Raw genomic sequence first — 26,718 nt, 5'->3', positions numbered from 1 at the left:
ACGCCCGACTTCCCACACCCGGGTTCTCCGGGTCTCGACACCCGACACCCGAGCTCCGACACTCGGGTTCAAACTCCAGGTGCCGACGCCCGAGATCGGAGCTGGGCTCCAACCCCGAGTCCCGACCCCGAGTTGCGACGCTGAGTCCCGACCCCGAGTTCCGACCCCTAGTTGCGACGCTGAGTCCCGACCCCGAGTTCCGGCCCCAGGTCTTGACCCTGACGGGTGGGAGTTCGGCCGCACCGGCCGGGGCTCACCCGTTCGTCGTCCCCGAGACAGGCCACGCCGTCGTCCGGTGCCGCGCGACCGGGACGTGCACCTCACCCGCCCCGGCTCCGCACGTCCGCTCCACTCCCCTCACCTCTCGAAGGTGTCGCGCTGCGCCGGGTTGAGCGTGTTCGCCACCGCGTTCCATTTCTGGTCGGTCGCGCCGGTGCAGCTCTTCACCACGATGGTCGAGGAGAACGACGCCGCGGCGTTGACCGGACCGAGCCCCAGGCAGGTCGAGCCGTTGACGATGGTGTACTTCGTCGAGTAGCTCAGCGAGGCGTCCCCGCCGTACAGCGTCCAGGTCTGCTGCGCGCTGCCGGTGATGCAGGGCCGCACGGTGGCGTACCCGCCGGCGGTGCCGGGGCTGGTCAGGCAGTACTTCGTGCCGTTGGCCACCGGCGTGGTGTAGATCTGCCCGGTCGCGCTCACCACTCCGGCCAGCGACGGAGCGGTGAACAGCTGGTTCCACAGCTTCGCCGCCGGGAACGGGTTCTGCTTGCACGGGTAGCTGATCAGGAACGCGTAGTTGACGTCCTGGTAGGTGACGTCGAGGCAGCGCCCGAATTCGGCGAAGTTGATCCACTGGGGCAGCGCCGCTGCGCCCGGGCCGACGGCCGCCGTCGGCCGCCAGACGTTTCCGCAGCCCCCGACGACCAGGCTCTGACCGGCGGCCTGGCTCACCGCGTTGAGGCACAGGTTGGGCAGGTTGCCGGTGGTGGCCGAGTCGGCCTGGGCCGCCTGGTAGTTGGCGCTGTCGTTGTAGCTCCACTGCTGGGTGTAACTCGCGGGGCTGCCCAGCGGACCGCACTGCAGCAGCTTGACCGCGTCGCCGGCGACCGCCGGTGTCCGGGCCGGCGTGAGGCACAGCCCGTTCGGATAGGCGTTGGTGATCGACGAGACCAGTTGCAGCGTCAGGTCGCTGCGGTAGGCGAACACCTGCTGGGGGGCCGCCGGGCTCGCCGACGTACAGGCCCGCAGCACCGGGATGCTGCCCTCGGTCGGCGCTGCCCCGCCGGCGTCGGCGCACAGGCTGGGTGTGCCTTCGAGCATCAGCAGGCCGCCGAGGATGTTGACGTTGCTGGTCCGGAAGACGTAGGTGGTGGTGAGGGTCCGGCTGGGGCTGGAGCCGTTGGCCGGCGTGCCCACACTGCCCACGGAGGTGATCCGCGCGAACGCGGGGGTCGTCCTGCCGGTGGCGCTGTCGTACGTCCCGTAACCGGGGATGCAGCGCATGGCCCGCGTCGACGGGTACGGCTCGGACCTGGGGTCGGTGACGAAGTACTCGACCACGACGTCGTAGCGGGCGATCGACGCCGTGTTCACGCTGCCCGAGCCGGGGCCGCACGGCAACCGGGTGCTGTCACCGACGCCGGCGGTGACCCCGGCCCGGATGCCGCCGAGGGTGACGTCGATACCGGCCTGGGCGGCGTCCAGCGCCTGCACCCTGGTCTTGTCGAACGCCGACGCCCGGCTGGTGGTGACGACCATCGGCACCAGCACGGCGCCGAGCATCAACCCGAGTAGCACCACGAGCAGCAGGATCGCCATCGACCCCTGGTCGTCGGTGGCGAGGGCGCGGTCCCGCCGGACGGACCTCACGGCCGCACCTGCGCGCACGGGTTGGTCGCGGGCGCCGGGAGCACGCTGTTGAGCGCGGTCACGGTGAACTGGGTGCCGCGGGTTGCCGTGGTCGCGCCCGGCCCCGCCGTCGGCACCAGCGTCACGACGAGCTGCTGGAACTGGGTGGACCCCGCCCCCGCGCCGAGGACGAACGGCTGGTCCCGCGTGCCGGCGGCGCCGGCTCCGTTGGACACGCCCGAGGCGATCGGCCGCCACGCGCTCGGCGCGGTCGGCGTCGCGTTGACCACCCTCCAGGTACGGCTCTGCAGCTGCTGGTCGGCGGTGGTGACCCGCAGCTGGGTGCACTGGTCCTGCCCCGTGCTGTCCAGCGACTTGTACTCGACGTACCAACTGCCGTTGGCCTGTCCCGGGGTGCCGATGTAGGAGGCGGAGCGCACCGACTCGTCGAGCTGAAGGAAGGCCGTGTTGACCTGCGCGGCCGCGTTGTTCACGGTCTGCGAGGTCTTCATCGCGTTGAACATCATCATGATCGCTCCGGTGAAGATGACCATGAAGACGGCCATCAGGGCCATGCCGACGGTCAGTTCGAGCAGGGTGGTGCCGTCGTCGCGGCGGGCCTCGTCGCGCAGCGCGCGGCAGCGGCGACGCCATGCCGACGGTGCAGAATGCGGATGGCGGGTCATGGGCGCACCACCGCCGAGGGCGCGGACGACGGACCGGCGCCTGCCGCGTTGATCGCCGCGACGGTGAACGTGTAGTTGGTGTTCCTCGACAGACCGGACACGGTGCAGGTGGTGGCTCCGGTTGTGGAGCAGGTGGGGATGTTGGGAGCCGTGCCCGGAGAGGCGGTGACGCGGTATCCGGTGACAGCAGCGCCGCCGTTGGACGCCGGCGCGGTCCAGGACACCGCCACGCTGCCGTTTCCCGTGACGGTCGCCGACGTGACCGTCGGCGCCGTCGGCGCGATGACCACGCCCCACTTGCGGCCGAGGTACTCCTCCACCGAGCGGCGCTCGGCGGCGGTCAGCACCCGGTTGAAGGTGATGATGTCACCGACCTGGCCGACCAGGGCGCGGTCGGTGAAGACGGTGTTGGAGACGCTCGCCGTGAAGGTCCGGACCGCCGACGCCTGGTCCGTGGTGATCATCGGTCCCGGCGGGCTGCCGTTGACCCCCTGAACACTGTTGATCCAGTTGAGCGGGGGCGTGCCGGTGCCAGTCGCCCAGTCGTTGGCGTTGGGCGCACTGCGCTCGCCATAGGTGCCCAGGCGCACGTTGTAATCGGTGTTGACCTGCCCGAACACGTTCACCCACCGTGCAGCGGTGCCGGAATTGAGGATGTTCGCTGCCGTGAACACCGTCTGGTAGCTGCCGGCGTTCACCGCGTTGAGGACGTCGCTGGTGTCGGTGAACGAGGCGGCCTGCAGGCCGTTCCAGGTTCCGACGACGGGCTGATTCCCGGTCACGGCCTGCGAGAAGCTGCGATTCGCCCCGCTCTTGTCCTTCCAGCAGCCGATCTTCGTCGACGCCGGCGCCGCGGGTCCGGTGCAGTTGGCGGCGGTGAGAAACACCCCGGGGTCGGTGCCGTCGAGCCACAGGGTCAGCCCGCTGGCCGCCGACAGCACCGCGGGATACGGGATGCCCTGCGCGCCGGTGCTCGGCGCGCTCGTGCCACCGCTGTTGGTCGCCGCCACAGTGGCTGAGTACACCACGCCGTTGGTGAGACCGGCGATGCTGCAATTGGTTCCGGAGGTCGTGCAGGTAGCGCCGCCGGGGTTCAGCGTGACCGTGTAGGACGTCGGAGTGGCGCCGCTGGTCGGCGGCGTCCACGACACGGTCAGGGCGCCGTCCGCCTCTGTCACCGAGACCGCTTGCGGCGCCGTCGGCGTGCTGCTGATGACGGTCCAACTGAATGCGCTGCTGGTCACCGACGCGCCGGCACTGTCGGTCATCGTGAAGGTGACCGCACCGAACACCTGCGGGTTGCTGGTGACGGTGCCGGTGATCAGACCGGTGCTGCTGATCCCGAGCGCGGCCGGTGCGTTGTCGAGGCGGAAGGTGCACGGCGAGTTCGGGCAGTTCGCCCCCACCTGGACCGACACCGCGGAGCCCACGGTCGACTGCTGCGGACCGGGTGCGGTCACCGACGGCTTGCCGTACACCGTCCAGCTGAAGGCGACCGGCCGCGCCACCTTGGTGACGGTGTCGGTGGCGGTCAGCGCCACCGAGGTGGTGCCGACGATGGTCGGGGTGCCGGAGATGAGCCCGGCCGGGGTCAGGGTCAGTCCGGCGGGCAGGGTGGTGCCACCGGTCCAGGCGAACGAGCCGGAGCCGCCCGTGACGGTCAGCTGGAGGGTGTCGGCGGTACCGGCGGTGGCGGACTGCGGCCCCGGGTTGGTGGCGGCGAACGGCGGGTAGTCGATCGTCCAGCTGAAGGTGGCCGAGCTGGTGCGGCCGGCCGCATCGGTCACCTGCAGGACCACGGGGTAGGTGCCGTAGGTGGTGGGAGTGCCGCTGACGACGCCGGTGTCGGAGCTGGTCGCCAGGGACAGGCCCGGCGGCAGGGTGCCGTTCGGGTCGCTCCAGGTGTAGGGGGCGGTGCCGCCGGCGGCGCGCACGGTGAGCGACGTCACCGGGGTGCCGATGACTCCGGACTGACCGGGCGGCGTCTCCACGGACAGCGGCGCGACGATGGTCCAGGTGAAGGTCTGGGTGGCGGTGCGGCCGAAGCCGTCGACCAGCGTCAGGGTCAGCGTGGTCGCGGGCGCGACGGTCACCGGGCGGCCGGTGATCACGCCGGTGGCGGTGTCCAGCGCGAGGCCGGCGGGCAGCACGCCGGAGGTCAGGTTGATCCGGTAGGTGGGTACCGCCGACGACGCGACCACCAGGTTCACGTCGTCGCCGACGGCGGAGGTCTGCGGCCCCGGGTTGGTCAGCGCCGGCGCGGCGGGCGGCGTCTGGTTGAGGTTGAACAACGGGTCGTCGCCGGTGCTCAGCAGGGTGGAGGTGACGTAGGAGCACCCGGCCGCCGGGCACTTGTTCTGCGACCAGGTGACGGCCACGACGGCACGGATGTAGCCGGTCGGCACCGTGGACGGGGTGCACCCGGCGTCGCGAGTGACCCCGGCGGGCAGACCGCAGTGGCCGAGGTAGGTGGTGGTGCTGTAGGTGATCCCGTTCAGGGTCTGCGTGACCGGCGTGGTGGGTAGCGTCGGCGTGGCTGTGGCCGTGGCCGGATCCACCGCGGCCCCGTTGCCCACGGTCATCCCGGCCAGGGACGTCCTGACCGGGACCGGCGCGGCAGTCACCTGGGCACCGACGGCGGCGGAGGTGCGGCCCTTGATCAGGTCGGACGCGGGCAGCGCCCGGATGATCTCCAGCTGGCTGTTGGCGATGGCGGTGGCCGCCTGGGTGGCCCGCTGCAGGCTGGTGAAGGCCACCGAGTTGACGAAGAAGACGCCGAACGCGGCCATCACCACCACGATGAGACTGATCGCGACCACGGTCTCGAGCAGCGAGAAACCGCCGTCAGCGCCGTCGGCGCCGGTGCCGCGCCGTCCCTGGAGCGCGGCGCGTCGCTGCAGGAGTGCGGCGAGGCGCAGGTCGGTGGCGGCGAGCGCGCCCCGGAACCGGGACGGCGGAGACGGTGTCATGGGCGGGCCTAGGAACCGCTGAGCAGCTTCTGCAGGGCGGCCTGCTCGTCGGCGGTCATCGGCGCCGAGAACACCGAGAGGGTGAGGTCCAGGGTGCTGCCGGCGTCGGGCCCGATGGAGCTGCTGCCCTCGGTGGGCGCCAGCTGGGTGGCGGTGACCAGGGCGCGGCGCGGGCCGGTGACCTGGATGTCGTAGAGGAAGGCCGCCAGATCGCGGCCGAGGCCGGAGGCCGCCACCGTGACGGTGATCTGCAGCGGGCCCGTCGCGGCGGTCGTGCCGGTGGTCGCGGCGGTCGCCGTGTCGTCGATGGTCGCGGGCGTCGCCGCCGCGGCGGGGTCGGCGACGGCGGCGGTGGCGGTGGCGCCGACGATGACGCTGGTCAGGGTGACCCCGTGCGCCGTCGCCTGCGACGAGAGCTGCCGGGTGAAGGCGGGCAGGCCGCCGTCGGCGGGCAGCTCGGCCAGCGCGGTCGACAGGCTGTCCCGCAGCGCGGCGGCGTCGTCGTTCTCCGCCTTGAGCTTGGCGTTCTTGGCCGCCAGGACGGTGTTCTGCAGCTCCACGGACTCCAGCTGGTCGCGCTTCGCCGCGGTGTCGGTCAGCTCCGGCTCGATGACCAGCAACCAGCCCACCAGAGCGATGACGAGGCCCAGGACCAGCCCGCCGCCGAGCCAGACCCGCCGTTGGTTGTACGAACCCGTACGTGTCGTCATCAGGTCACCCACCCACGGCGAATCGGTTGCTGAGCAGGGCGTCGGTCAACCCCACGGTCAAGCTGAACTGGGTACCGGCGCCGCCGTCGGCGGTCACGCTGTTGGCCAGCGGCACCACGTCGACGATGCCCGGCACCGTCTGCAGCCGGTCGACGTAGTCGGACAGGTCGTCCAGGGTCGTACCGGTGCCGCTCATGGTGATGGTGCCGATGCGCGCTCCGCCGGCGGGATCGACCCCGCCGGCGCTCGCACCGGCGACCCCCGAGGTGCTCACGGTGATCGACTGCTGGGTGATGGTCATGGTCGGCGGCAGATTGGTCTGCAGCAGGTCCATCAGCTCCACGAGATCCACGTCACCGGCCATCACGTCGGCGATCTGCTCGTCGATCTGCAGCACCCGGTTCTGGATGGACACGACGTCGGCGTAGTCGCGCGCGGCGGCCTGCAACCGGACGGTCTGGTCGGAGGCGAAGGCGAGATCGGCCACGGCGTCGTCGTTGTCGCGGGCGGCGAGGTACCAGCCGCCGCCGCAGGCCAGGACGAGGCCGACGAGGCCGGCCGCCATCACCCGCCGCAGCACGCTGATCTGGCGGCTCTTCAGGATCTCCGGCGGGGTCAGGTCGGCCGCGATCCCCCAGCCGGGCGCCGCGGTCCAGAGCGGGGCGCGGCCGGTGGCCCCGGCGCCGGGCGGGGTGGTCGGGGTCTCGCTCATGCGGCCGCTCCCAGAGCCAGTCCGACGGACACCGCGGTCGCGCCGGAGATGTCGTGGCCGGTGGCACGGCCGGGCTTCTCGATGACCGGCGGCCGGCCGGCCGCCGCGCCGACGGGCTGTACCGGGCCGGTGCTGACGGCCGACATCGCCGAGCCGATGGTGGTGGCCACCCCGACCTGGCGGGCGACCGCGTCGGCGAGGCCGGCCAGCTGCGCGCCGCCGCCGGTGAGAACCACGCCCTGCAGCGCGATCCCGTCGTTGGCGGAGCGGAAGTAGTTGACCGAGCTGCGGATCTCGGCGAGCAGGGGCCGGACGCCGGCCCTGATCACCTCGGCCGCGGCCTGGTGTTCGCCGCTCATCCCGGTCTCACGCTTGAGCCGCTCGGCCTCGTCGGCGGGCAGGCCGTGGTTCTCGACCAGCAGGTCGGTGAGCTCCTGGCCGCCACGGGCGACGGTGCGCACCAGCCTCGGGACGCCGTCGTGGTGGATGACGATCGAGGTGAGGTGGGCGCCGATGTCGACGACCGCCTGCACGGCGAGGGCGTCGGTGGCGACGGACCGCAGTGCGCCGAAGGACGACAGGTCGACCCGGACGACCTTCAGGCCGGCCTTCTGCACGGCCTCGACGGCGGCCAGCACCGGCCGGCGCGGGGTGGCGATGAGCAGCCCGGAGACCATGCCGGTGGTGGCGTCGACGTCGCCGATCTGGGCATAGTCCAGCACCACCTCGTCCAGCGGCAGCGCGATGATCTCGCGCGCCTGGAAGGGCAGCGCCTTGGCCCGCTGCTGGGCGTTGAGGTTGGGGATCTGCAGCGGCCGCACGACCGCCTGTGGGCTCGAGGTGCCCAGGATGACCCGGCGGCACTTGAACTTGTGCGTCTGCCAGAGGGTCTGGATCGCGGCGGTCACCGCGGCCGGCTCCATCACCACACCGTTGACCACGGCACCGGGCGGCAGCGGCGCGGAGCCGAGGCCGTGCACGGTGACGACCGGCCGGCCACCGCCCTTGCCGTTGAGCGCGAGCACCGCGGCCCGGACGGCGGTGGCCCCGATGTCGAGCCCGATGACGTGGCCGTCGGTGTTCACCGCCTGGGAGCGGGCCGAGCGCCGGCTGAGCTTCATCGCCGCACCGCCGACGCGGGAGTGTTCGTGGTCATGGGTCAACCGCCCAACGCGAGACGTGAGTAGACATCGGCCACGGTCGGGCCGACGAAGACGGACAGCAGGGCACCGGCGATCATGAACGGCCCGAACGCCAGCGACCGCCCGGCGGTGCCGCGGCTGACCAGCACCTTGGCGATCCCGACGAACGCGCCGATGAAGAACGCGGCGAAGGCGCCGACGAGCAGGACCGGGTAACCGAGGAAACCCAGGACGCCACCGACGATCCCGGCCAGCTTGACGTCGCCGAAGCCCATCCCGCCCGGGTAGAAGAACGCCAGCAGGAAGTAGCCGGCGAAGAGCGCGACGGCGCCGACGGCGGCCCGCAGCAGCGCGGCCGGGTCGTGACCGATCCAAGCGGCGGTGACGAGCAGTGCGGCGATCACCCCGTACGACGGGAAGACGATCGCGTCCGGCAGCCGCCGCACGTCGAGGTCGATCATGGTCAGACTCACGCCCATGGCGGTGAACCACAGCAGCGCCGGCAGCGCCGGCAGCAGGTCCAGATCCGCCAGCCGCCAAGCGATCCCGACGAACAGCACGGCGGTGGCGAGCTCCACCAGCGGGTAGCGCACGCTGATCGGGGCCCGGCAGTCGGCGCACCGGCCGCGCAGCACCAGCCAGCCGACCACCGGCACGTTGTGCCGGGTCCGGATCGGGTGGTCGCAGGCGGGACAGTGGGAACCGGGCCGGGACAACGACATCGCCGCCGGTACCCGGTGGATGACCACGTTGAGGAACGAGCCGACGGCCAGACCGAACAGCGCGGCCACGACGAGCAGTGGCGTCACGGTGGTCTCCGTTCGGGTCGGGGTCGGACGAGGGGGAGGGTGGTCCAGCAGGTGTCAGCGTCAGCAGGGGGGCGGCGCGGCGAACCGGGCCGCATCGGAGGGGGCGACACTTCCCCCGGCGGAGCTGACGTACTGCCAGTACTTCGGGGCGCCACCGGCATTCTTTGCCACCATGCTGTAGCACGAACCCGAGCTGTTGGTCCGGTACGTGAGCTGGGTGCCCTTGCTGGTGTTGTAGCGCTGGCCGGAACAGGCGTCCACGACCGTTGCACCGGTTTCTGAACCGAATGATGCAGGGAAATCCGCGACCGGGTACTTGCCGTCGGAGGCGTTGCACACCTCGAGAATGCTGATGGCGTTACGTACGTCCGACTCGGCAGCCGCGTCGTTGGCGCCCTTGCGGTAGTTCAGGTAGACCGGGATCGCGATCGTGATGAGCACGCCGAGGATGACCACCACGACGAGCAGCTCGATCAGCGTGAAGCCCTTGTCGCCAGCGGCCTTTCGGCCCCGCAGCGTGGTGAGGCGGTGATGCACGGGAGGACCTCCGGGGACGGACCGCACCAGGTGGGGCGCCGGTTATCGGCGCCCCACCTGAGCTGATGGAAGCAGGGTCAGCAGCTCGGAGCGACCGGAGTGTTGAACAGCGACTCGGTCCCGGCATCGGTCACGGAGCCAGCAGTGGCACTGTTGTAGATCCAGTACTTCGGCGCTCCACCGGTGTTGCGGGCGATGATCGTGTAGCAGGTGCCCGCCGTGTTGGCGATGTACTTCAGCGTCGTTCCGGTGCTGGTCGTGACTGTCTGGCCAGAGCAGGGGGTGGTGGTCGAAGCGGTGGCCAACGGGTAGGTCGTCGCAGCAGTGGGATACTTGCCCGTGCCGGCGTTGCAGACCTCCATGACGCTGATGGCGTTGCGGACATCCGACTCGGCGGCCGAGTCGTTGGCGCCCTTGCGGTAGTTCAGGTAGACCGGGATCGCGATCGCGATCAGCACGCCGAGGATGACCACCACGACGAGCAGTTCGATCAGGGTGAAGCCGTTGTCGCCCTTGGCGCGCTTGGCGCGAAGATCGGCAAAGGTCTTGTACATCTGCGCCTCCAAGGGCGACGAGGGGGCGGATCCGGTCATGTCGGCCGGTCCGGACAGGCTGTCCCTCTCCCTATCGGTCGCTACGCACCGCACATAAGCGGTTACAGAAAATTATCCGCCGATGTTCTGGTAGATCGTGAACATCGGCAGGTAGAGGCAGATGACCATGCCGCCGATCACCACGCCCATCAGCACGACGAGGATCGGCTCCAGCGCGGACGTCAGCGCCTCGGTGGCGCTCTCGACCTCCTGGTCGTAGTAGTCGGCGACCTTGGCGAGCATGTCGCTGGTCTGGCCCGTCTCCTCCCCCACCTCGAGCATCTGCACCACCATCGACGGGAACACGTCGTGCCGGGCCATCGGCTCGGAGATCGTGCTGCCGGTGCGCACCGAGTCGCGGACGTCGGCCATCGCCCGGCCGATCAGCGCGTTGCCGGAGGTGCCGCCGACGATGTCGAGGGCCTGGATCACCGGCACGCCCACCGCCAGCAGGGTGCCGAAGTTGCGGGCCCACCGCGAGATCGCGAGCTTGCCGAACAGGTTGCCGAACACGGGCAGCTTGAGCTTGACCGTGTCGGCCCGGAGCCGGAACTCGGCACTGGTGCGCATCCCCCGCCGGTACAGCCGCAGCGCCACCACCGTCAGCACCACGACGAGAGGCAGTGCCCAGTAGGCGTTGTGCGACAGCACCACCAGCGTCTGGGTGGGCAGCGGCAGCTCGCCACCGAGCTGGGCGAACATCGTCTCGAAGATCGGCACGATGAAGATGACGACGCCGACGCCCATCAGCAGCGAGAACAGCAGCACGATCACCGGGTAGGTCATCGCCGACTTGATCTTGGCGCGCAGCGCCGCGTCGGACTCGAACATCTTCGCGATGCGGTCCAGCGCCCCGTCGAGGAAGCCGCCGGTCTCGCCGGCGCCCACCATGTTGACCATCAGCAGCGGGAAGTGCTCGGGGTGGCGGGCCATCGCCGCCGACAGCGTCGACCCGGCCTGAACGTCGGCGAGCAACTGCCCGACCGCGGCCTTGAGGCCGGGCTTGACCGTCTGCTCCTCGAGGATGCCCAGCGAGCGGGTCAGCGTCAGCCCGGACGACGTCATCGAGGCGAACTGCCGCGACAGCACCGCCAGGTCCTTCAGGCTGGTGCGGCGCTTGCCGAGGCCGGGGATCGACAGTTCCCGGTTCAGGCCCTGACCGGCGGCGGCGACGCGGAGCGGGATCAGCCGCTGGCCGCTGAGCGCGACGGCGGCCGCGTCGGCCGACTCGGAGTCGATGCTGCCCTTGCGGACGGCGCCCGTCGCGTCGACGGCCTCGTAGCTGAACGTCTTCACACCCGGCATGTCGTCACACCCTCGCGAGTCGTCGGAACTCGGCCGGGTCGTGCGCCAGCTCGAGTGCGGTCTGCATGCTGATCGACTGGTCCTGGAACGCCTGGGCCAGGCTCTGGTCGAACGTCACCATCCCCAGCCCTCCCGACGACTGGATGACGGTCGGGATCTGGTGGGCCTTGCCCTCGCGGATGAGGTTGCGCACCGCGGGGTTGGCGATCATCACCTCGGTGATGGCGACGCGGCCGCGCCCGTCGCGCCGCGGCGCCAGTGCCTGGGTCAGCACCCCCTGCAGGCAGTTCGACAGCTGCGCCCGGATCTGCGGCTGCTGGTGCGCCGGGTAGATGTCGATGAGCCGGTCGATGGTCTGCGCCGCGGACTGCGTGTGCAGGGTCGCGAGCACCAGGTGGCCGGTCTCGGCGGCGGTGACGGCGACCGAGGTGGTCTCCAGGTCGCGCAGCTCCCCCACCAGGATGATGTCCGGGTCCTGCCGCAGCACGTGCTTGAGCGCCACCGCGAAATCGGCGGTGTCGACACCGACCTCGCGCTGGTTGACCACCGACCTCTGATGGGTGTGGACGTACTCGATGGGATCCTCGATGGTCATGATGTGCGCCGAGCGGGTCCGGTTGGCCACGTCCAGCAGCGACGCCATCGTCGTGGACTTGCCGGAGCCGGTCGGGCCGGTGACGAGCACCAGACCGCGCGGCAGGTGCGCGAAACTCTCGATGGCCAGCGGCAGACCGAGGTCCTCGAGCCTGGGGATGGCGTGCGCGATCACCCGGAACACCGCACCGACGGAGCCCCGCTGGCGGTAGACGTTGAGCCGGAACCGGCTGACCCCCGGGAGGGCGTGGGCGGTGTCGAGCTCGTGTTCACGGGCGTAGAGCTGCCACTGGTCGTCGGTCAGGGCGCTCCGCACGAGCCGCTGGGTGTCCGCGGCCTCCAGCGGGGCGAGCCCGGGGAGCGGCGCGAGCGATCCGTGCAGCCGGACGCACGGCGGGATGCCGGCGGTCAGGTGCAGGTCGGAGCCGCCCATCCGCACCGTCGCGGCGAGCAGGTCGTCCAGCCGCAGCGGGGCCGTGGGCGGCGGCGGCACGAGATCCGCCAGGGTTGTCGGGTGCATTGCCGTCCGTCCGGGGTGGGGAGGTGGTTGATGGGAGTTCCTCGGTCGTGCCGACGGGGTCAGACGGTGACCCGGATGACCTCGTCGAGCGTGGTGTCGCCGGCGGCGACCTTGCGCAGGCCGTCGTCGCGCAGGGTGACCATGCCGTCGGCGAGGGCGACCTTGCGGATCTCGCCGGCCGAGGCGCGGGCCAGCGCCAGGTGCTCGATCTCCTCACCGACGGGCATCACCTCGTTGACGGCCATCCGGCCGCGGAAGCCGGTCTGGCTGCAGTTGCGGCAGCCGACCGGGCGCCACAGGGTGTCCGGCGGCGACACGGTCGTGCTGGGCCAGCGGGTGGGCGAGCGGTCCGCCGCGGTGGCGGTGTACTCCTCCTTGCACCAGTCGCAGAGCCGGCGGGCGAGCCGCTGGGCGAGGACGCAGTCCAGCGCGGACCCGACGAGAAAGGGCTCGATGCCCATCTCGACGAGACGGGTGACGGCACTGGGCGCGTCGTTGGTGTGCAGGGTCGACAGCACGAGGTGACCGGTGAGGGCGGCCTCGACGCCGAGCTGCGCGGTGGCCCGGTCGCGGATCTCGCCGATCATGATGATGTCGGGGTCCGACCGCAGGATGGCCGGCAGGATGGCCGCGAAGTTCAGGCCGGCCTTGTGGTTGACCTGGACCTGGTTGATGCCGTCGAGGCGGTACTCGACGGGGTCCTCGACGGTGATGATGTTGACCCCGGGCTTGCTGATCTCCGACAGCGTCGCGTAGAGCGTCGTCGACTTGCCCGAGCCGGTGGGCCCGGTGACCAGCACCATGCCGTGGGGCTTGCGGAACGAGCCGGAGAACCGGGCGTAGTTGGCGTCGGTGAAGCCGAGCTTCTTCAGGTCCAGGTCGATGCCGCTGGTGTCCAGGACCCGCAGGACGACCTTCTCGCCCCACACCGTGGGCAGCGTCGCGGTGCGCAGGTCGACCTTGCGGCCGTTGAGCTGGACGGTGATGCGGCCGTTCTGCGGCAGCCGCCGCTCGGTGATGTCGACGCCCGACATGATCTTCAGCCGCGAGATCAGTGCCGACTGGACGCCGCCGGGGACCTTGTCGATCTCGTGCAGCACGCCGTCGATGCGGAACCGGACCCGCATGTCGGTCGCGGTCGGCTCGAGATGCAGGTCGGAGGCGCGGTTCTGGATGGCCTGCTCGAGCAGCGAGTTCACGTAGCGGACCACCGGGCCGTCGTCGCCGACCGCGGTGAGGTTGGCGACGCTGTCCTCGTCCTCGGCGCGGACGGTGGGGATGATCGCGCCGAGGTTGCTGTCCTGCCGCTTGACCCGGTCGATCAGCTTGCGCAGCTCACTGCGGGCGGCGACGACCGGGCGGACGGTCATCCGGGTGGCGGCGCGGATGTCGTCGAGGGCGACGACGTCGTCGGGATCGCTGATGGCGACGACGAGTTCGCCGTTGTCGATCGAGATGCCCAGCGCCCGGTGCCGCATGACCATCGGGAGCGGGATCTTGGCGATCGCGGCGGGGTCCACGGGGTAGCCGACGAGGTCGACGCTGCCCATGCCGTGGGCGTCGCCGAGGCCCTCGGCGAGCTTGAACTCGGTGATGACCGAGTCGTTGACGAGGACGTCACGGATGGACCGGCCGGAACGCCGCGTCTCGAGGGCGGCGTCCTCCAGGTCGTTGAGGTCGGCACCGCGGTCGGCGAGGGCGTCGAGCAGCGGTTGGAACGATTCGTACATCCGTCTCCCTCCGCGAGGTGGTACCTGTGCGCCGGCCCCGGGTCGGGACCGGCGTGGCACCTGGACGCGGTTGTCCCCTCCCCATCGGCAGCACCGGTCGGGACTTGAGGAGTGAGCCGCGATCGGCGCCGGCGCGACGCTCGTCACGCCCACCACCTCGGCGCACAGGCGGTCCTCGATCAGTGGGCGGAACCGCCGACACCGTCAGCCGTCTGTGAGCGAGTCGTCGCCCACAGTCAGACCTTCACCCGTTCGGTGGTGCCTCGATCGGGACCGATATGAAAATCTGCCTACCTGACGTGATCGATGAGCCACAGACAGTCAAGTCGTGGCGCGACCGTCAGGCGTGCGTCCGTCCGACAGAAAGACCCAGATGACGACATCCCGACCGTCGCGACCGCGAAGCCACCCGGGCCGGAGGGGAAGCCTGGCCCGGCGCACCGCGTCCCTGCTGACGGCCCTCGCGTTCGCGGTGCTGCCCACCGCGGCGCTCCCGGTACCCGTGGCCGCGGCCGCCGAGACCGGCGCCAACTTCATCGCCACCGGGCACGACCAGGATTGGCACTGCTCCCAGGGAGGCAGCAGCGAATCCTGCGACTTCCTCCGGGTGTCGGTGGACCTGGTCCGGAAGGGCTCGACCCTGCCGGTGCTGTCCATCGACAGCGGGACCATCACCACCGAGGCACTCGAGCTCGCCGGGGTGACGCCGGTGGTCGTGGCCGACCCGTCGGACGCCGCCGCGTTTAACGCGATCCCTCTGGTCGACGGATCGGGGGCCAAGCTGTACAGCGCCATCGTCGTCGGCTCGTCCTGGTACGTCGCCGACATCAGTGAGTCGGACTCGGCGACGATCAACGCGCGGTCCACCGACATCCGGACGTTCTTCAACGCCGGCGGCGGCATCCTCGCCCAGTCCGGCGCGGGTATGCCCGGCTACTACGACTTCGTGCCGATCACCATCAACGCCGTCGACGTGAACCCCCCGTTCACCCCGACGACGCGCGGCGCCGGGCTCGGCATCACCGCGGGCATGGTCAACTGCTGCGCCACGCACAACAGCTTCAGCACGCCCACCGATCCGGTCGTGACGTTGGAGACCGACGCCGCCGGCACCGCCACCACGATCGCCGCGTTCGACGCCAAGATCTCCGACGGCGGCTTCACCGCCGCACCCGTCGTGACCATCACCGGCGGCGACACCGTCTGGACCGCCGACACCACCCCGACCGTCACCGGGACCACCGACGCACCCGCCGGCACCACCGTGACCGTCACCGTCGGCGGTCAGACCCTGAGCACCACGGTCGCGGCCGGCGGCGCCTGGTCGGTGACGCCCACCGCGCTCGGCGAGGGCAGCTACCCGGTGGTCGCCTCGGTCACCGTGGCGGGCAAGACCGGCACCGGGGAGCAGACGATCGTCGTCGACACCACCGCCCCCACCGTGACGATCGACGGCGCGCCGGAACGCGCGACCAACGACCCGACGCCGACGGTGTCCGGTACCACCACCGCGCCGGTCGGCTCGACCGTCACGGTCACCGTCGCCGACCAGACGCTCACGGCGACCGTCGTCGACGGCGGGACCTGGTCGGTCACGGCCGCCACGCTGGCCGAAGGCACCTACACCGTGTCGGCCACCGCCGTCGACCAGGCGCTCAACGTCTCCACGCCCGCCACCCAGTCGCTGACCGTCGATCTCACGCCGCCGGGTGTGGGAATCGACGGCGGTGAGGCCGCCGGCACCCACCACGGCGACGAGCGGATCACCGGCACCTCCGACGCACCCGCCGGTTCGATCGTCACCGTGACGGTCGGCGGCCAGACCCTGACCGGCACCGTGACGGACGCCGGCACCTGGTCGGTCACCCCCGTGGAGCTCCCCGAGGGCGGGTACACCGTCAGCGCGTCGGTCACCGACGCCGTCGGCAACGTCGCCACCGCCACCCAGCGCTACACGGTGGACACCACCCCGCCGGCGCTGACCATCGACGGCCCCACCCCGGCGTTCGCCACCACCTCGACCCCGACCGTCTCCGGCACCACCGACGCGCCGGCCGGCACCACGGTCCTCGTGGTGATCGGGAGTCTCCCGCCGCTGACCGCCACGGTCACCGACGCGGGAACGTGGAGTGTCACCCCCGAGCAGTCGCTGCCCGACGGGGACGTCGAGATCTCGGCCACCGTCTTCGACGAGGTCGAGAACGTCACCACCGTGACCCGCACGCTGACCGTCGACACGGTCGCCCCGCTGCTCACCGTCACGGGCGGCAGCCGCGTCGCCACCAACGACGCGACGCCGACCGTGAGCGGCACCACCGACGCCGCGGCGGGGACCACCGTCACGGTCACCGTCGACGGCGTGCCCTACGCCGCGGTCGTCGGCGACGACCAGCGCTGGAGCGTGACCCCGGGGACCGAGGGGACCGGGCTGACGGACGGCGAGCACTCCGTGTCCGTGTCCGTGTCCGACCCGGCCGGGAACACCACCACCGTCACCCAGGCCCTGGTGGTCGACCGCGAGGCTCCGTCGCTGTCGTTCGACGTCGCCGGATCGGTCGTCTCGGCGACGAAGACCCCGACCTTCACCGGCACCTCGGACGCCCCGGCGGGCAGCCGGGTCGTGGTGACCGCCGGAACCGCCGTCGCGAGCGGCACGGTGAGTGCCGGCGGCACCTGGAGTGTCGTGCTGCCGGCGCTCGACGACGGCGAGTACGTCGTCCGCGCCACGGTGACCGACGAGGCCGACAACACCTCCAGCGAAGCGCAGCTCACCCTCGTGGTGGACACCACGGCCCCCGTCGGCGCCGTCACCAGCCCGGCCCTGACCGGTTCGCCGACGCCGACCATCTCCGGCACCACCGACGCACCCGTCGGCAGCACCGTCCTGGTGGCCGTCGACGACGGCGTCTTCGAGACCGTCGTGCGCGAGGACGGCACCTGGGCGCTGACCCTCGAGGTCGAGCTGGGCGAGGGCGAGCACACCGTCGTCGTGGGCTTCGTCGACGCGGCGCTGAACACCGGCACCGCCACCCAGGTCCTCACCGTCGACACCACGCCGCCCGCCGGCGAGATCGACGGTGGCGCGACGCCACTGGGCAACAGCGCCACCCCCGTCATCTCCGGCACCACCGACGCCCCCGCGGGCTCCACCGTCACCGTGACCGTCGAGGGCTTCGTCCTCACCGCCACGGTCGGCGCGGACGGGACCTGGTCGGTGACCGTCCCGGAGCCCGGTCTCGACGACGGCGACCACCCGGTGACGGTGGTCGTCACCGACCCGGCGGGCAACGCGAGCGCACCCCAGACCCAGACCCTGACGATCGACACCGTCGCCCCGCAGGCCGCGTTCGACGACGGCGACGCGGTCACGGTCGGCACCGCGTCGTTCACCATCAGCGGCACCACCGACGCGCCGGCCGGATCCCCGGTCGTCGTGACCGTCGGCGGACGGACGCTGACCACCACCGTGGCCGACGACGGCAGCTGGAGCGTTGAGGTGTCGGAGCTGCCCGAGGGGAGCTACACCGTGCAGGCGAGCTTCACCGACGCGGCGGGCAACGTGTCGGTGCTCGACCAGGCGCTGACGGTGGCGGCGCCGACCACCACACCGCCCACCACGCCGGCGGGAACCACGCCGGAGCCGACGACCCCGGTGGAAACCACCCCGGTGGACGCCACCCCCACCACGAGCACGCCGGCCGCCGGCACGCCGTCCGCCACCACCACCCGGACGACCACGGCTGTCGTCTCGACGACGACCACCCGGACGTCGGTCACCCCGCTGGCCTACACCGGCGCCGGGATCGACACGACGGCGGTGCTCACCGGTGGCCTCGGCCTGCTGGTGGTCGGCGTCGGGTTCGCCCTGGTGGGGCGCCGCCGACGCGGGGACCACACCTGACGGGACGGGGTCACTGACCCCTTGTGCTGACGGACGACGGCTCGGACCTCCAGGTCCGGGCCGTCGTCCGTATGTGGGGAGCCGCCGGGGAGCCCCGGACGCGAAGAAGCCCCCAGGCGGCGGGACCGCGGCACCCGGGGGCGACTCTGTCCAGAGAACGATCCGGCCGGATCCCGGTCACGGCGCCGGCTGCGTGACCCCGGTCGCACCGCGAACGGTCGCACCGTCGGTCGCAGCGCGATCGGTCGCACCGGCGCCGGTCTGATGGTGCGGCGGGGCGACTGCGGCGCGGCTTCTCCCGTAGGGCCCGCGGGTAGGAGAGTCTGTGGCACGGCCGCGACTGGTCGCCGCGCGCCGGCACCTGTGACGATGCGACCGATGACCGACGTGACCCCGACGAGTGCGGTGGAAAGGTGTTCATGACCGCACCCGGGACCCTGATGGCCGGCCGGTACCGCCTGGTCGAGCGGATCGCCGCCGGCGGAATGGGATCGGTCTGGGAGGCCTGGGACGAGCTGCTGCACCGCAGGGTCGCGGTCAAACAGCTCCTGCCGCAGCCCGGTGTGAGCGCCGAGGACGCCGAGATGGCCCGTCGTCGCCTCATCCGCGAGGCCCGGATCACCGCCCGGCTGCACCACCCGCACGTGGTCACGCTGTACGACGTCGTCCAGCACGACGACTGCCCGTGCCTGATCATGCAGTACGTCCCCTCCCGCAGCCTCAACGCCGTTCTGCAGGAACGCGGCGTGCTGCCCGAGGCGACCGTGCTGCGGCTCGGCGCCGAACTCGCGGCCGGGCTGGCGGCCGCGCACGAGGTCGGCATCGTGCACCGCGACGTCAAACCCGGCAATGTGCTGATCACCGAGGACGGCGCCGCCAAACTCACCGACTTCGGGATCTCGCACGCCGTGGGCGACGCGAACCTGACGGCCACCGGCATGGTCACCGGCACGCCGTCGTACCTGGCCCCGGAGGTGGCCCGCGGTGGCGCGGCCGGCTTCCCGGCGGACGTCTTCTCGTTCGGGGCGACGCTGTACGCCGCGCTGGAGGGCACGCCGCCGTTCGGTACCGACCCGAACCCGATGGCGATCCTGCACCGCGTCGCCTCCGGGCAGATGATCCCGCCGCGTCGCAGCGGTTCGTTGACACCGGTGCTCCTGGCGATGCTGACCCCCGAACCGGGCGAGCGGCCGACGATGGCCGAGGTCGCCCGCATGCTGGCCGCCCGCCAGGCCGCCGGGAGCACCGGAGCGGAGCTCCTGCACGGGCCGACGGTGGTGCTTCCGCCGCAGACCGTGCGGGAGTGGCCGGCCGGGACGGCGCCGCTGCCGCCCGGCCCGTGGCAGGGCCTCGTCCGGGGCGAGGCGCCGGCGGATCACCCGGAGCCGGAACCGGACCCAGATGACTCGGTGGAGTCGCCGCTGCTGCCGCTGTCCGCACCCGCGTCCTCGACCCGCGCTCCCCGCCGACCGGCGGCCGCGCGGGACCGCCGCTGGCTGCGTCCGGCACTCGCCGCACTGGTCGCGGTGCTGGTGGCCGGAGCGGTCATCCTGGTGCTGACCCGGACGAGGGGGGACGGGTCCGCGGACGGCGCCGACCCCACGACCACGACCGGCACCTCGACCGTGGAAACGAGCGCGTCGACGGCGGGGTCGGAGCCGTCGGGCGGGGTGGCGCCACCCCCGGTGTCGGACACGTCCCAGCCGTCTCCGGCGGAGGTCGGCGAGTCCACCGCACCGGTCGACGCCGGCGAGCCGGTCGAGTCGACGCCGGCACCGTCCTCCTCGGCACCGTCCTCCTCGGCGCCGACCGCCGAGACGTCGACGAGCACGGAGTCGTCCGTGAGCACGGAGTCGTCGACCAGCACCGAGTCGTCGCCCGAGGTGGCCGGTGCGCCCACCGCCGACGAGCTCGCCGGGTTCGTGACCGACTACTACTCCCGGCTGCCCGGGGACACCGATCAGGGCTGGGAACGCCTGACCGAAGGCTTCCAGACCGGTATCGCCCGCAACCGCGCCAACTACGGCAACTTCTGGGGCGGGATCGACCGCGTCGAGGTCGCCGACGTCGACGCGACTCCCCCGGGCACGGTGGAGGCCACCGTCACCTACTACTTCGCCGACGGCCAGGTGTCGGAGGAGCGGACCCGGTACACGCTGGTCCGCGCCGATGACAGCTTGAAGATCGACAGCTCGACAGTCCTGAGCAGCCGATCCCCCTGAGCGTCCGGAGGACACCCACGCAGGCGTGTGGGCCCTGAACGTGCGTGGTCGCCGACCCCGAAGATTCCGGCCGCCCGGCTACGCTCGGACCGCAGACCGTCGAGCGCTGCGTGGGAGATCAGTGAGACACGGTGCCACCGCCCGGATCCGCGCCGTACTGGCCGCCGCTGTCGTGCTGACCCTGACCGGCTGCGCGGGACCCGACGGCCCCCCGCTGATCGAGCGGGTCCGCGTCGGTGCGTACATCCACCTGCAGGATCGTCCGTTCCTGGATCCGGTCGCCCCGCAGGATCTGGCGTCGTTCGAGAGCCGCCTCGGCCGGCTGGACATCGTGCACTCCTTCGTCACCTGGGGACGGCAGTTCGACGAGTTCCGCAACAGCACCAGCGTCGACCACGACCTGCTGCTGTCGCTGAAGCCCGACGGTGACCTCGTCCGGCAGATCAACGCGGGCGCTCAGGACGGCTACCTGGACACCTTCGCCGGTCAGGTCGCGGCCTTCGGCCGCCCCGTCTTCCTCCGTTTCGGTCACGAGATGAACGGCTCCTGGATGTCGTACTCCGCCGGCGGGGGCGGCCCGACCGCCGGCGAGTTCGTCGCCGCCTGGCGGCACGTCGTCGACCGCTTCCGGCTGGCCGGAGCCGGCAACGCCCGGTTCGTGTGGTCACCCAACGAGTCCGATGATCCCGACGTCGACGGCAACCGGTTGGAGGACTACTGGCCCGGGACCGACTACGTCGACATCGCCGGCTTCGACGCCTACGACTGGGGCGACGCGGAGCCGCGCCGGGGGGACGGCGAGAACCGGAGCTTCGAGGAGATCGTCGAGGCCCCGTACGAGCGCATCAGCCGGCTGGCACCCGGCAAGGAGATCTGGCTCTGTGAGTTCGGCACGACGGAACCGGGCAAGGCCGACTGGATCCGGGACATGTTCGGCAGCCGCGCCTTCCCCCGGCTGACCGCCGTCATCTGGTTCAGCGAGGACGACCGGCGCGACACCCAGCGGGACTGGCGGCTCGATTCCAGCGATGAGGCGGTGCAGGCGTGGCGGGACGCCGTCGACCGCCGCCCGGCACCCGCCAGCAGCCCCGCAGCACCGCCCGCACCCCCGAGCTGAACGCCTCGGGTCGCCGGCTCCCGACTTCGGTCCGAGGGCGTCGCCGCGGCCCTGTCCCGGACGGGGTACGTCCGGTCCATCGATCAGCCCGCCCGATCGTGCCGCACGCCACAGCGTTTTCCTCAGCGCGCCGGCAGCTTCTCCCCTTGGCAACTCCATTGATCACTCTGGGTAGAGGACTGTGCGGTGAATCACCGATTCGAGCGGTAGATCGCCCTGAAAATCGATTCAGATCTTACTTACAGTGTCGTCTGTCCGTGTCGAGGACCGCATTCGCGCGGAACCTCTACCTCATAAGAGTGAAGGCGCCGCACAGCATGACGCTCCTGTCCGACCCCACCACCGCACCGTCGTCGAGCGGCCCCGACCGCCGCCCGTCCACGCCCGGCCCGTACCAGGGCACCAGCACCATCACCGGCCCGCTCCGGTCCGGGTCCACCGTCCGGTACACCGACGTCTTCTCGGCCCGGCAGAAGAAGACGCTGCTCGGGTTGATCGCGGCTCAGGTGTTGACCGGTCTGACGTTCATCGGATGGCTCGTGTGGCCGAGCCACCTGCCGTTGCTGTCGCAGGCCGGCGGATGGCTGTTCGCGACGTCGGTGGTCGGCGTGGTGCTGATGGTGGGGATCGAGGTGATCCGGATGGCGCAGGGCGCGGCGCTGTGGCTGTTCTCCACCCGCGCGAAGGACCCGGTCCCACTGCGGCCCGAGACCGGCATGCGGGTCGCACTGCTCACCACCATCGTCCCCAACAAGGAACCGCTCGAGATGATCCTCGAGACCCTCACGGCGATGAAGGACGTGCGCTACGACGGGCAGGTCGACGTCTGGCTGCTCGACGAGGGCGGGGACCCGGCCGTCGCGGCCGCGTGTGCAGCCATCGGCGTCCATCACTTCTCGCGCAAGGGCATCGCCGCGTACAACACCCCCGGCGGCGAGTTCAAGGCGAAGACCAAGGCCGGTAACCACAACGCCTGGCGCGACTCCCACGAGGCCGACTACGACGTGGTGGCCCAGATGGATCCCGACCACGTCCCGACGCCGGACTTCCTCGAGCGCAGCCTCGGCTACTTCCGCGACTCCGACGTGGGCTTCGTCGTCGCCCCGCAGGTCTACGGCAACCTCGAGGAGAACTGGATCGCCAAGGGCTCGGCCATCCAGGCGTACGTCTTCCACGGCATCATCCAGCGCGGCGGCAACGGCATGGAGGCGCCGCTGCTGATCGGCACCAACCACCTGTACCGGCCGTCGGCGTTCAAGACCATCGGCGGCTACCAGGACTCGATCATCGAGGACCACCTCACCTCGATGGCCATGTACGCCACCGTCAACCCGCGGACGGGCAACCGCTTCAAGGGCGTCTACACGCCCGACATCCTCGCCGTCGGCGAAGGCCCCACCTCCTACACCGACTACTTCAGCCAGCAGAAGCGGTGGGCGTACGGCATCTGGGAGATCATGGTCAAGCACTCGCCGAAGATCTTCGGTGACATGAAACCCGCTCAGCGACTGTCGTTCTCGCTGCTGCAGATGTTCTACCCGTCGGTCGCGGTGTCCTGGGTGCTGGGCAACCTGCTGACCGCGCTGTACCTGCTCGGCGGGTCCGCGGTGCGGTTGCCGGTCGGTGAGTGGCTGGTGCTGTGGGCGCTGTCGATGGGGACCAGCCTGGGGACGTTCTTCTGGCTGCGCCGCTTCAACCTCGACACCCACGAGCGCAAGGAATGGGGCATGGCCGGTCTCGGGCTGATGCTGGTGTGTGCCCCGGTCTACGTGGCGGCGGCGTTCCAGTTCCTGACCCGGCGGCCGCTGGCCTACGCCGTGACCGCGAAGGGCAAGCTGACCAGTGGCGACACGCTGGCCACCTTCCGGCCGCACCTGTTCTGGCTGGGGACCTCCGCGGCCCTGCTCGTCGCCACCCTGGGCTTCGGGGTCGGCGGTAGCTACCCGACGCTGGTCTTCTGGCTGGTGGTCACCGCGGTGACGTGCTCCGCGCCGATCCTGCTGCACGGCCGGACCGTGCTGGCCGGACGGCGGGCCGCCCGGGCGGTCGGGTCGTCCGTTCCCTCGATCAGCGTGGCCGGGGATTGCGGCACGGACGCACTGCTGGGGACGCCCGCGGTCGACGCGGTGCGCTGACCTTTCCTGTCCCGACGACCGGATGCCCGATGGGTGCCCGGTCGTCGGCGTTTCCGGGGATGAGCGTTGCGGGCCGGTGTCCGGGTCAGGCAGCAGCGCGGCGGTCCTGGTCCTGCATCGACCGCCCCCGGCTCACCGGCCGGAACCCGCACGACGTCCGGCTGTCGATGATGTGGGTGCTGTCGCGGGCCGGCCGGCGTCAGGGTCAGCCCGGGACGCGGCGGTGCTGGTCCTGCATCTACCACCCCCGCCTCACAGGCCGGAACCCGCACGACACCCGGCCGTCGATGCTGTGGGTGCTGTCGTGAGCCGGCCGGCGTCAAGGTCAGCCCGCGGCGCGGCGGTCCTGGTCCTTTATCGACCGCCCCCGGCTCACCGGCCGGAACCCGCACGACACCCGGCCGTCGATGCTGTGGGTGCTGTCGTGAGCCGGCCGGGTCCGAGCCAACCGGCGATGCAGCGGATCAAGCCCTCCGCCGACCGGACACCCACTGAATTCGGTCATCGATGCTGTGCATGCGGTAGCGGGCCGCCCGGGTGTCCGGGTCAGCCCGCGACGCGGCGGTCGAGGGCGGCGGCGAAGGCCGCGGTGGTGCGCGGCGTGCTGTGGAACCGCCAGTCGGTCTCCTTGACGTGGTCGAACCAGACGAAGCCGGTGACGTCGGGCTGCGCGTCGAGGTAGCGCACGAGACGACCGATCCAGCGCGCTTTGTCGCCGCCGGCGTCGGCTGACCCGGTCTCGGCGATGAGGATCGGCTTCCCCGGGGCCAGCGCCCGTAGCTGCGTGAGGCCGTTCGCGAACAGCGCCCGCGGCTCGATCCACGGGTTCCAGGCGGTGGTGCCGCCCCAGTTGTAGCCGTCCAGGCCGACGGTGTCGACGTAGGCGGCCCCGGGGTAGAAGTCGGCCATCGGCGCGGACCCGTCGTAGGGCGTGTTCGGGCTCCACAGCCAGGTGACGTTGGTGGCGTCGGCGGCGGTGAACAGGTCGTGCACGTGGCGCCAGGCGGCGACGTAATCGGCGGCCGTGTTGCCGCTGACGCCGGCCGCCCACGGGTACCAGTCGCCGTTCATCTCGTGCGCGAAGCGCAGCGTCAGCGGGTGACCCCACGCCTGCAGTCCGCGAGCCCAGTCGGCGATGTGGGCGTCGTAGGTGCCGTCGGCGATGCGGTCCAGCGCGTAGGCGGGCTGCACCGGCCCGCCGCCCCACTGCCATGGCTCCCAGGTGATGACGGGCGTCGCCCCGCGGGACCGGACGGCGTCGAGCTTGGCCAGCGGAACCGGTTGCTCGAAGTCCTCGTAGAACAGCTCGAGGGTCGGGGTCTCCCCCGCGAGTCGCGCGACCTCGGCCATGCCCGCGGTGTCGAGCGGGCCGCCCCAGGTGCTGACGCCGAAGGCCAACGGGCTCGGGGCAGCGAGGTCTCCAGGCCGCTGCGGACTCGCGGTGGCGCTCTGCGATCCGGACAGCACCGCAGTGGCGGACAGCGCGATCAGCACGATCAGAAACGCGACGGCACGGCGGGGACTGAGCGCGACGGAAGACACCCGCTCACCGTAGGTAGACGAGAAGTCACAGACAGCGGTACGGGGTGGGCATCAGTCCGCCGGGGACCGGGCGTCACCGACCGTGCACCGAGGCCGGTGCGAGGCGGACCCTGACGGGTGCCGGTGCACCCGGCCGTGGGTGATGTGCACGGCGGAGGGCGCGCGGTGGGTGCCGTCGCCGGGCGGCGGTCGTCGCTGCGCCACGGTGCGACACGTGACGGCGAGGCACCCGCCGGGCGTGAAGCGGCCGGGCGTGAAGCGGCCGGGCGTGAAGCGGCCGGGCGTGAAGCGGCCGGGACGTTCGGGCGTTGCGGGCGGCGGGGCGTCCTGGAGACGGCGGGGCCGCTGGAGGGCTGCGACGGGAGCATGCCCGGTCGGCCCCGAAACACCACTGGTCAGGCGCCTGGGGCACCTGACCAGCGGTAATACGGTGGGCGATACTGGGATCGAACCAGTGACCTCTTCGGTGTGAACGAAGCGCTCTCCCCCTGAGCTAATCGCCCTCAGGGACCTCAATACCCTACCCGATGTCGGGCGTGCGATTGTCCACCTGCCGCTGCGCCGAGTGGAACCACTCCCGGTCAAGGTCGATGCATCTGCATGAACCCGGGCGGCATGTCGTCCACGCATCCGACACAGACGATCGCACAGCGTGACTTCCGGGCACGACGAGCGGCGTGTCGGTCACTGTCCGCTCAGTTGCGCCGGGCGGGAGCGGGCGAGGTGGCCGCCCGTGACCTCTCGGGTTCCAACGCACCCGACAGGGTGAAGTACGGCGGGCTGCGTGATGGAAACCGGGCTGATGCGTTCCCTTTCCGACTCCACCCGCACGGTACGGCGGCCCGCCGGACCACCCCAGAGCAGGATGACCATGAACCCCTCGCGCACCAAGGTCGAGAACGTCGCCGTGACCACCGCCTTCGAGATGACCTTCGCCGGCAGCGAGTCCGACGACCCGATCGCCGCGACCCTGAAGTACAACGTGTTCGAGCCGTTCGCGGTGACCGCGTCGTTCGTGCTGGGCGAGGGCCCGGCGGTCCAGTGGGTGATGTCCCGCGATCTGCTGCGCGAGGGTGTGGTGATGCCGACGGGACTGGGCGACATCCGGGTGTACCCGGTGTCGGACACGCTGTACATGGAGCTGGCCTCGCCGAGCGGCCGGGCGATCCTGGAGGCGCCGATCGCGCCGGTGATCGAGTTCATCGGCTCGGTGTTCGCCACGGTGCCCGAGGGCGCCGAGGGTGACTACTTCTCGGTCGACGCCGAGCTGGACATGCTGTCGGAGCTGTACGCCCAGCGCGACGGCGACGCCGCAGCTTGACCCACGGCGTCTCGGCAGGGCCCCTGACCAGGTCCGGCGGAGGCGGCGGCGGGGCTCGCCGGGTGGGGTCACACCAGGTGCGGGCCTCGCGATTTGGGTTCTCCCCCGCGGTTCGGATAAGCTCGTCCAGCAGCACGGAGACGTGCGGTGCGGACGTAGCGCAGTTGGTAGCGCATCACCTTGCCAAGGTGAGGGTCGCGGGTTCGAATCCCGTCGTCCGCTCGAGGTACACCGAAGCTCCATCTCGGTGGGATGGCCGAGAGGCGAGGCAACGGCCTGCAAAGCCGTGTACACGGGTTCGAATCCCGTTCCCACCTCACGGTTC

General features: G+C 71.2%; 18 protein-coding genes and 3 tRNA genes. 7 read left to right on the top strand and 14 right to left on the bottom strand.

From position 1 onward, the window contains the following. Positions 1–357 precede the first annotated feature (357 nt). The 12 genes from DB033_RS01595 to DB033_RS01540 all read right to left on the bottom strand — a co-directional run bounded on the left by DB033_RS01595 (position 358) and on the right by DB033_RS01540 (position 14,155). Positions 358–1,869, bottom strand: coding sequence for an RICIN domain-containing protein (locus tag DB033_RS01595; RefSeq protein WP_111765159.1), 1,512 nt, complete (start codon positions 1,867–1,869; stop codon positions 358–360). Then, positions 1,866–2,534 carry a PilW family protein gene (locus DB033_RS01590; protein ID WP_111765158.1) on the bottom strand — a complete coding sequence of 223 codons (669 nt, stop codon included), beginning with the start codon at positions 2,532–2,534 and terminating at the stop codon, positions 1,866–1,868. Before DB033_RS01590 ends, DB033_RS01595 begins: the two co-directional genes overlap by 4 nt. Further along, positions 2,531–5,503 (bottom strand): putative Ig domain-containing protein, encoded by a 2,973-nt coding sequence (locus DB033_RS01585; RefSeq protein WP_111765157.1) that lies wholly within the window; start codon positions 5,501–5,503, stop codon positions 2,531–2,533. The genes DB033_RS01590 and DB033_RS01585 overlap by 4 nt, the downstream gene beginning before the upstream one ends. Before the next feature lie 8 nt (positions 5,504–5,511). Next, positions 5,512–6,213, bottom strand: a complete 702-nt coding sequence (locus DB033_RS01580; RefSeq protein WP_157970450.1) for a hypothetical protein — start codon at positions 6,211–6,213, stop codon at positions 5,512–5,514. Positions 6,214–6,217: 4 nt separating this feature from the next. Further along, positions 6,218–6,925, bottom strand: coding sequence for a hypothetical protein (locus tag DB033_RS01575; protein WP_111765155.1), 708 nt, complete (start codon positions 6,923–6,925; stop codon positions 6,218–6,220). Next, a complete protein-coding gene (gene pilM / locus DB033_RS01570; protein WP_111765154.1) occupies positions 6,922–8,046 on the bottom strand; it encodes a type IV pilus assembly protein PilM in 1,125 nt (374 codons plus the stop codon). Before pilM ends, DB033_RS01575 begins: the two co-directional genes overlap by 4 nt. Before the next feature lie 38 nt (positions 8,047–8,084). Next, the gene (locus DB033_RS01565; RefSeq protein ID WP_111765153.1) at positions 8,085–8,876 is read right to left on the bottom strand and encodes a prepilin peptidase; all 792 of its coding nucleotides are present in this window, start codon (positions 8,874–8,876) and stop codon (positions 8,085–8,087) included. A 60-nt stretch (positions 8,877–8,936) separates the two neighbouring features. Beyond that, entirely contained in the window at positions 8,937–9,413 is a 477-nt protein-coding gene (locus tag DB033_RS21570; RefSeq protein WP_170315458.1) for a prepilin-type N-terminal cleavage/methylation domain-containing protein, read from the bottom strand. A 77-nt stretch (positions 9,414–9,490) separates the two neighbouring features. Further along, positions 9,491–9,967: a prepilin-type N-terminal cleavage/methylation domain-containing protein gene (locus DB033_RS21725; protein ID WP_111767150.1), complete on the bottom strand. Its 477-nt coding sequence runs from the start codon at positions 9,965–9,967 to the stop codon at positions 9,491–9,493. 111 nt (positions 9,968–10,078) lie between these two features. After that, positions 10,079–11,311, bottom strand: a complete 1,233-nt coding sequence (locus DB033_RS01550; RefSeq protein WP_111765152.1) for a type II secretion system F family protein — start codon at positions 11,309–11,311, stop codon at positions 10,079–10,081. 4 nt (positions 11,312–11,315) lie between these two features. Continuing rightward, the gene (locus tag DB033_RS01545; RefSeq protein ID WP_111765151.1) at positions 11,316–12,425 is read right to left on the bottom strand and encodes a type IV pilus twitching motility protein PilT; all 1,110 of its coding nucleotides are present in this window, start codon (positions 12,423–12,425) and stop codon (positions 11,316–11,318) included. Between the two features lie 59 nt (positions 12,426–12,484). Further along, a complete protein-coding gene (locus tag DB033_RS01540; RefSeq protein ID WP_111765150.1) occupies positions 12,485–14,155 on the bottom strand; it encodes a GspE/PulE family protein in 1,671 nt (556 codons plus the stop codon). Between the two features lie 373 nt (positions 14,156–14,528). On the opposite strand from DB033_RS01540, the gene DB033_RS01535 reads away from it, so the two are divergent. From DB033_RS01535 to DB033_RS01520, 4 genes are all read left to right on the top strand, one after another. Further along, the gene (locus DB033_RS01535) at positions 14,529–18,056 is read left to right on the top strand and encodes an Ig-like domain-containing protein (protein ID WP_111765149.1); all 3,528 of its coding nucleotides are present in this window, start codon (positions 14,529–14,531) and stop codon (positions 18,054–18,056) included. Between the two features lie 419 nt (positions 18,057–18,475). After that, the gene (locus DB033_RS01530) at positions 18,476–20,278 is read left to right on the top strand and encodes a serine/threonine-protein kinase (protein ID WP_157970449.1); all 1,803 of its coding nucleotides are present in this window, start codon (positions 18,476–18,478) and stop codon (positions 20,276–20,278) included. 121 nt (positions 20,279–20,399) lie between these two features. Continuing rightward, positions 20,400–21,395, top strand: coding sequence for a glycoside hydrolase family 26 protein (locus DB033_RS01525; protein WP_157970448.1), 996 nt, complete (start codon positions 20,400–20,402; stop codon positions 21,393–21,395). Between the two features lie 317 nt (positions 21,396–21,712). Continuing rightward, a complete protein-coding gene (locus DB033_RS01520) occupies positions 21,713–23,530 on the top strand; it encodes a glycosyltransferase family 2 protein (protein ID WP_157970447.1) in 1,818 nt (605 codons plus the stop codon). A 546-nt stretch (positions 23,531–24,076) separates the two neighbouring features. On the opposite strand, the gene DB033_RS01510 is transcribed toward DB033_RS01520, so the two are convergent. Both DB033_RS01510 and DB033_RS01505 read right to left on the bottom strand, forming a co-directional pair. Continuing rightward, a complete protein-coding gene (locus tag DB033_RS01510; RefSeq protein WP_205843600.1) occupies positions 24,077–25,072 on the bottom strand; it encodes a glycoside hydrolase family 26 protein in 996 nt (331 codons plus the stop codon). Positions 25,073–25,503: 431 nt separating this feature from the next. Continuing rightward, a tRNA-Val gene (locus DB033_RS01505) sits at positions 25,504–25,575 on the bottom strand. A gap of 368 nt (positions 25,576–25,943) precedes the next feature. Here DB033_RS01505 and DB033_RS01500 point away from each other — a divergent pair. The 3 genes from DB033_RS01500 (at position 25,944) to DB033_RS01490 (ending at position 26,710) form a co-directional block, all read left to right on the top strand. Further along, positions 25,944–26,393, top strand: coding sequence for an SsgA family sporulation/cell division regulator (locus tag DB033_RS01500; RefSeq protein ID WP_157970446.1), 450 nt, complete (start codon positions 25,944–25,946; stop codon positions 26,391–26,393). 149 nt (positions 26,394–26,542) lie between these two features. Continuing rightward, a tRNA-Gly gene (locus tag DB033_RS01495) sits at positions 26,543–26,615 on the top strand. A 24-nt stretch (positions 26,616–26,639) separates the two neighbouring features. Beyond that, positions 26,640–26,710 (top strand) — tRNA-Cys (locus tag DB033_RS01490). Positions 26,711–26,718 lie beyond the last annotated feature (8 nt).

This window comes from Nakamurella deserti, assembly GCF_003260015.1.
GTDB classification, from domain to species: Bacteria; Actinomycetota; Actinomycetes; order Mycobacteriales; family Nakamurellaceae; genus Nakamurella; species Nakamurella deserti.
Note: the sequence above shows the minus strand (reverse complement) of the source record. Positions and strands in the feature narration are given on the sequence as shown.